Below are 7,514 nucleotides of genomic sequence, written 5' to 3'. Positions count from 1 at the left end.
AGACCAAGTATGATAAATACGGCAATGTGGTGAAGCAGGAATTGGGTTGTTGCAATGAACAGACCTCGACGCTTGATGGCACCAATGCTTACACCGCGCCGGTATCGGTGACCAAAGGCACGGGCACGGGGGCGTTGACATCAACGATGGAAGATGATTTCAACACCGGCTTGGTGATTAGCGCGACCGACCCGCGCGGCGAACAAACCACCGTCACTTATGATGCGGCATTAAGACCGGATGTGGCGACCTATCCGACGACCGCAACCAGCGACAATAGTTTCGATGACGCGAATTTGACGGCGAGCCAGACGGTGACCTATGACGAAGGAGCCAGCACCAAGACAGTGACCACGAGTTACAGCTACGATGGTTGGGGCAGGGTTATCTCGCAAGGCGGAGCCGGAATCGGCGGGGTGACGACGACTTATGATGCGATGGGACGAGTGTGGAAACGCAGCAATCCGTATCAAGCAGGCGTGAGTCCGACGCCGGAGACCGTCAACACCTTTGATGCTTTGGGGCGAGCCACGCAAGTAACTCTGCCGGGCGGCAACACCATGCAGACCAGTTACAGCGGCGCGACGGTGACGGTGACCGATCAAGTGAACCGGCAGATGAAACGCGAGTTGGATGGGCTAGGCAGACTCATCAAAGTGACCGAGCAAGATGTTTCAAGCGGTTCGCTCAATCAGGAAACCAGCTATTCGTATGATTTGCTTGATAATCTCAAAGAGGTCAATCAAGGCAGTCAGTATCGCAAGTTCAAATACGATTCGCTCTCCCGAATGCTCTACGAAAAAATTCCCGAACAGACCGCCAGCATCAATGACGGGACGGGTACTTATTGGACAACCAAATACGCCTACACGGATTTCGACGCGGTGGAGACCAAGACCGACGCGCGCGGCGTCATCACGACGTTCTCCTATGACACCATGAATCGCTTAACCGGCATCAGCTACAATGTTGGCTCAACCGGGGTGCCGGCAACGCCGAGCGTCAGCTACACCTTCGATAACGGGGCAACGAGCGCCACCAAAGGCTTGTTGCTGTCAGTGAGCATCAGCGGGCAATCATCGGAGAGTTACAGCTATGATAGTTTTGGAAGGCTGTCGAATGTGACGGCGACCATCGGCGCGAAGACCTATTCGACAAGCTTTACAATGAATGAGATTGGCCAGTTAACCCAATTGACATATCCATCAACCCGTATTCTAAATACTAGTTATGACGCATATGGACGCCCCTTGTCTATCATAAACAATAGCGACAGTACGAATTATTTATCGAGTGTGAGCTACAGCGGCGCGGGGCAGGTGTCGGGTTGGACGTTGGGGTCGAATATCAACGAATCGTTCGGCTATGACAGCAACCGCTTGCAACTAACTTCGCAGACGGTGACGCAAAACGGTTTCACGCGCTTGAGTTTGACCTACAGCTATGCGGCAAGTTCAGGACAAAATGGCAGCGGCTCAACCGCCGGAAACAGCGGGCAGTTGATGTCGATTAGTGGCAGCATCAACGGGACGACCGAATCGGCGAGTTACACGTATGACAATCTCGGCAGACTCGTGACCTCGAATCAGACAACGAACAGCGTGAGCGCACAGCGACGATTCGTGTATGACCGTTGGGGCAATCGCGCGAGTGTGTACGATGCGACGAGCGGCGGCAATCAGATTCAAAGTATCGCCCTGCAACAATCGGGAAGCGTGCCAACCAATCAAATCAGCAGTGTGACGACGAATGGCGGCAGCCCGGTGAGCTACACCTATGATGCCAATGGCAACGTCACCAATGACGGTTCTCATACTTACACCTACGACGCCGAAAATCGCATAGTGAGTGTCGATAGCGGAACGACGGCGACTTATGCTTATGACCATCAAAACCAACGCATTAAAAAAGTGGTTGGCTCAATCACGACGCATTATGTTTGGCATGTTGGTCAGTGTATTGCTGAACATAATGGCTCAACGGGAAACGTTTTGATAGATTATATTTTTGCTGGTTCACGAATAATCGCCAAAGAAACTAGTGGTAATCGGCTGTTCTTTTTGTATGACCGTTTAAGTGTGCGAGCGACAATTACTGATGGACAAGGAGGAATACAAGGCAGACAAGCGCACCTTCCTTTTGGAGAAGATTTGAACTCCAGTGGTACAAATGACAACCATAAGTTTACGAGCTACGAAAGGGACTCAGAAAGTAATAATGATTACGCAATAAATAGGGGGTATTCGGCGAGTGTAGGACGCTTCAATCAATCTGACCCTTATTCAGAAAATGGAAGCACCGGAGCGCCACAAAGTTGGAATCGTTATGCTTATACACAAAATAACCCAACAAACTTAAAAGACAATGAAGGACTTGATTATGTGTGTGTAACGAATGTAATCACTTCTACTTGGAGTATTGGTGGAATTATTATTAAATGGGAGACTTGGAATGAGCCACAGGGGTGTTCATACATTGGAGGATATAGAAGCAATACAAATAGGACTAGTGTCGATAGGGGCGGAACCGGACACGGTCAGGCTTCCTTAACAAAAGAATGCAAAGATTCTATAGATAAAATGGATACAAGTGCAAAAAAAATAAGTGATGAGGCTAATAATTTTGCGGCTTTATTGGGAAATTTGAATGTCCCAGGCGCTGGCACGATATTCAATGAAGCATTTGAAGAAATAGGAAGAATTAGGAATGATTTTAAGGAATTTTATAGAAGAACAAAACAACCAAATTTTGATACTACTGCTGAGAATTTAGCTAGAACAATCTTAAATAGCAAAGCTGATTCTTTAAAGAAGCTCTTTTCATCGGAACAACTTACCCAAGTTAAAGAAAAAGCTATGAATGTTAAACTCGCTGTAGATCAATTAGATGCTGATTTTAAAGATGCATTAAAAAAATGTTATGGACAAACTGTAGTCCAACGAAAATTACAGGCAATGTCTTTATCGACATATATAGCTAAATTAACTATGGGAACTTATTTTGGGAACTTAAGTGATTAATAAAAGCCATCTGGCACATTAATTAGTATTCAACGTGATCTCCATATAAGAAAGAAGTCCTTGAGATATGATTGATCAGTCTGAAAAACAAATCTTTCCATCTCAAGGAGTTCAAGGAGAAGAAACCGTCGCTAAATATTCGTATCAAAGAACTGGAGCAGCTTCCAACTCTCATTTAGTTATGTCGAGTTCACGTTATTTAAGAAATGACATAAAATTTTTTGAGATCAGTTATGAAATTTTGGAGGTGAGGTATGGTAAACATGGTTGGTAAATACATCCTTTTGACATATTTGTTTTTGAATACATGGGGGGTATCTTTGTTGGCTATGGATAACCCCGATCAACAAACGCTTGCTGGTCATAAAATATTAAAATTAATGGTTCCCCCAGACGGAAATGAAATAAGTTCATTAGTAAAGGTAATTTTTGAGGATAAGGATGGAAATTACTGGTTAGGAACCCATACAACACTCTACTTTTTTGATGAAAATAAAAACTATTGGAAATCCGTAAAATCTGATTCAGGTAAATTGACTATCAACCAGGTTACGATTATTAATCAAAGTAATGATGGTAAAATATGGTTTGCTCCTACTCCTAATATGCCATACTTTGGATCAGGAATAATTTGTTTTGACGGAACACGTTGGTCTAAAATTAATGGGGCAAACAGTCCATTAAAATTTTTTGATGATAATGGAAATACCAGCCCTGTATACGCTATTTTTCCTGGTAAATCTGGGATATTGTGGTTTGCTTTAGAAGATGGATTAATCGCATATGATAATGGGAAATGGATATCCCGTTTAAAGCCATCATTAAATTTTAATGAAGTTGAACCAATTGATATCATAACTGGGCTTCAAGACAGTCAAGGTTATTTGTGGCTAGTGAGCCCTTCAATAGGAATTTTAGGTTATGATGTTATCTCCCAAAAATGGGCAAAATATGATCCTCTATCAGAAAATCAGATAACACTAAATAAAAGCCATCATAATAAAATTGTTAACGTTAGCTGTATATACGAAGACCGACAAGGGCTCATTTGGTTTCTTACAGTAGAAGGTATTGCCTATGTCTATAATAAAGAAAAGCGTTTATGGCAATCAGTTAATATAGCTGGTCATGTGTCATTAATAAATACATCGGTATTGGCAAATTTTAGGGTTAATCAAATGTATCAGGATAAAAATGGAGTAATGATGTTCGCAACAAATCATGGATTACTAGTTTATTTTGATAAGGGAAATAGATGGGAATTATTAACCTACGAAAACAGTAAATTACCAAGCAGTTATATAACTACCATTATGGAAGACCATAATCAACGAATATGGTTAGGAACTGCTCGAGGCGTAGTTGTTCTAGAATAATAAGAATTAGGGAAAGCAGAGTTGCCCTAATTTTCCAGAAGCGTGTAAAAGATTTTGATGGGATGAAGCATAGGCATCTCTTACTGGAAATTCGTTAACTTATCAACGACAAAAAAAGATTGCTGAGAAGATGCCTAATGATTCAAAAATTATTGTTTTTGGACGCCGCGATTTCCTTTTAAAATCCCAATAAAATCAAGGAATTTCAACCCGAAAACTCAAAGGGTTTTTGGACACCCAACATTTCCCCCATCCACCGAAAACCACATTCAAAAAAGTAGCTAAAAATCCTTTTACTTGCTTGCCCAGGTTATCCAATCGCTCTGGTTTACAAAACCAACATCGCAATTGCTGCGGTTGTCATAATCACTGCGGTTGCCCAACCGAGCCATTTCAATATCGGCGGATTTAATTTATCGCCCATTATTTTTTTATCGCTGGTGAGCATCGTCACTAGTATCACAAGCGGCGGCGCGAGCATACCATTGATGACCGCTGCAAAAAACAACATCTTCACGGCGTTGACTTCAAAATAGTTCAACGCCAATCCGAAAAGGACGGCGACCGTGAGCACCGCATAAAACTTCTTTGCGACTTTCGGCTTATCATCAAGCGACCCGTGCCAGTGCATGGCTTCGGCAATCGCATAAGCCGCCGACCCCGCAAGCACCGGCACGCCGAGCATCCCTGTGCCCACCAGTCCGAGGGTGAACAATAGATAAGCTGCATCACCGGCGAGCGGGCGCAACGCCTCGGCTGCCTGACGCGCGGTCTCAATATCGCGCTCGCCGTTGGCGTAAAGCGTCGCGCCGGTCGTCAAAATAATGAAATACATCACCAGTCCCGCAAACCCCATGCCGCTTAACACATCGATGCGGGCTTCACGCAATTCTTCAAGGGTCGCCCCGCGCCGCAGTTTTAAGGTCTTTTTGCCGTGCGCGCGTTCTTCTTCAACTTCCTGCGCCGCCTGCCAGAAAAACAGATACGGTGAAATGGTTGTGCCAAGCACCGCAAGAAAGGTCGCCAGGTATTGTCGGCTGAATTCAAGGTGGGGAATGAATGTGTGTTTGAAAACCGCTGACCAATCGGGATGCGCAAAAAACGCTGCAATCACATAGGCAAACAGGACAAGCGTCAACCATTTAAAGATTCGCGCGATGCGGTGATAGTTGAAAAAAATCAACAGCACGACAATCAACCCGGCAAACAATGGCAACCACAGAAAGGCGCGAATGCCGGTCATCATCTGCATGGCTTCAGCCATACCGCCCAAATCCGCGCCGATATTGATGGTGTTGGCAATCAATAACAAAGCGCAGGCAAACCACAGCACCGAGCGCGAGTAACGAACGCGAATCGCTCCGGCAAGTCCGCGACCCGAAACCAATCCGAGCCGGGCGCACATCAGTTGCACGGCAGCCATTAACGGAAAAAAAAATATCACTGTCCACAGTTGCGCGTAACCGAATGCCGCGCCGGTGACCGAGTAAGTGGAAATGCCCGAAGGGTCATCGTCGGCAGCGCCGGTAATCAACCCCGGTCCTAAATCTTTGAAAAAATGTTCGGCTTTATGAGTGAATCGTTTAACGACGGGTTCGGGCAGAAAATTATTTTCCGGCGAGCCAGGATTAACCGATGAGCCAGCGTTCTCAAGAGGAGCGTTTTTATTTTGCGGTTTAAATAGTGAAGCGAGAGTCTTCTCTTTGAACGATTTTTTCATCTCGCAAATCATACATCGTATACTTAGACTCTCGCTTCAATAGGTTTATCGTCAACATCCGTTTATGCGAACGGCGTTTCATAAAAATTCGACGCTCGGCTAATGCAGCCGGTACAAAACGAGCGACCTCTGCGCTGCCGCAGACAGTATGTTGATTACGGTTTCTCAATCCTCTAACCGCTATAGACCGCCTAGGTTTTCGGGCGCACGATTTCAACGGTGCATTCGGCGCGTTGGGCAATGGCTGCCGATACGCTGCCAAGCAGGAACCGATCAACCGTATTCAACCCTCTCGCGCCAACGAAAATGGTGGTCGCGTTCCAGTCTTCGGCTTCGCGAATCAGTTCGCGTCGCGGGTCGCCTTCGCGCACCGCATAAGAAGCCAGAAAACCGGCGCGGTTTAAAATTTCCGCCTGCTGACGCGCCGTATCCCGCGCCCAGTTGCGCTCATCTTTGTTGCTCTCATCAACCCATTCGCTGACGCGCGGAATAAAAGCTCCGACCAGTGAAGGTTTGAGCGGGTCTGTAACAATCACCACACGCGCCTCGGTTTCTGCGGGAAATTGTCTATGCGCGACGGTCTGGATGGCAGTTTCCGCATTCATCGACCCATCAACCGCAATCAGCAACTTCTCTTTTTCGACCCCATTGGTTTCCGCACATCGCGAAACCCGCACTGTCGCATGCGCTTCGGTCACAATTTTGTGTGATACGCTGCCAAAAAAGAAGCGCCCGAGCGCCGTGCGTCCGTGCGAACCCACGACAATCAAATCCGGTTTCCATTCATCGGCAATTCGTAAAACTTCGGTTGCCGGTGAACCGATGGCGCATTTGATCGTCACCTGCCAGGCAGGAAACAACCGTTGGATTTTCCGTTGGGCTTCCTCTGCCAATTTATAAGCTTCGCTGTCTTCTGCCCTGAAACCGGCTACGGGAGCCATTTGCGTGGCTACCTGGCCTTCGGGCAAAACCATTTTTTCAACGATTTCATAACTCGACATGGGCGGCGCGGGCAGCCAAACCTCTTCAACCGCTACAACCAAAGCATCAGCTTCGGCAGGCAATCCGGCGCGTTGCATATCTTCAATGGCATGGTCTGCGCACGCGGAACCATCATAGGCAAGCAAAATCTTCATTCGTTCGCTCATGGTACACTCTCCTTTCTCGAGACCGACCATCAACCGCTGGTAAACGCAGGCTCAACAACTTAAACCTACACTTAGCAGTATCATTTTTTATAGCAAATCGTATGCCGTAAAAAAGCGCGACAATTTCCGCTTCGCAGGTTTCAGGGATTTCAACGGCGCTCAGGTTTAGGGCGTTTTCTCGCACGCAGTGGGGAAATTTCGCCTGCTGAACGCAAAAGAGGCGTGTAAATCGCAGGTGTAATTTAAATTG

The 7,514-nt window shown here is 46.2% G+C and carries 4 protein-coding genes; 2 read left to right on the top strand and 2 right to left on the bottom strand.

Features of this window, described 5'->3' with window-relative positions:
- Together AB1757_29680 and AB1757_29675 are read left to right on the top strand one after the other, a co-directional pair.
- A partial coding sequence (locus AB1757_29680; GenBank protein MEW6131237.1) for an RHS repeat-associated core domain-containing protein occupies nt 1-3,020 on the top strand: 3,020 nt, incomplete at its 5' end.
- Between the two features lie 254 nt (nt 3,021-3,274).
- Nucleotides 3,275-4,396: a two-component regulator propeller domain-containing protein gene (locus AB1757_29675; protein ID MEW6131236.1), complete on the top strand. Its 1,122-nt coding sequence runs from the start codon at nt 3,275-3,277 to the stop codon at nt 4,394-4,396.
- A 328-nt stretch (nt 4,397-4,724) separates the two neighbouring features.
- On the opposite strand, the gene AB1757_29670 is transcribed toward AB1757_29675, so the two are convergent.
- On the bottom strand, nt 4,725-6,116 hold the full coding sequence (locus tag AB1757_29670) for a divalent metal cation transporter (GenBank protein ID MEW6131235.1): 1,392 nt from the start codon (nt 6,114-6,116) through the stop codon (nt 4,725-4,727).
- Between the two features lie 191 nt (nt 6,117-6,307).
- Nucleotides 6,308-7,264, bottom strand: coding sequence for a universal stress protein (locus AB1757_29665; protein ID MEW6131234.1), 957 nt, complete (start codon nt 7,262-7,264; stop codon nt 6,308-6,310).
- Nucleotides 7,265-7,514: the final 250 nt, after the last annotated feature.

The organism is Acidobacteriota bacterium (assembly GCA_040754075.1).
In the GTDB taxonomy this organism is placed as follows: domain Bacteria; phylum Acidobacteriota; class Blastocatellia; order UBA7656; family UBA7656; genus JBFMDH01.
The sequence above is the reverse complement of the archived record's forward strand: the minus strand, read 5'-3'. Positions and strand labels throughout refer to the sequence as shown.

Excerpts from the sequence above, each read along its gene's own strand:
- AB1757_29675 (MEW6131236.1), top strand. The coding sequence starts at position 3,275 with ATGGTAAACATGGTTGGTAAATACATCCTTTTGACATATTTGTTTTTG.
- AB1757_29665 (MEW6131234.1), bottom strand. The coding sequence starts at position 7,264 with ATGAGCGAACGAATGAAGATTTTGCTTGCCTATGATGGTTCCGCGTGC.
- AB1757_29670 (MEW6131235.1), bottom strand. The coding sequence starts at position 6,116 with ATGAAAAAATCGTTCAAAGAGAAGACTCTCGCTTCACTATTTAAACCG.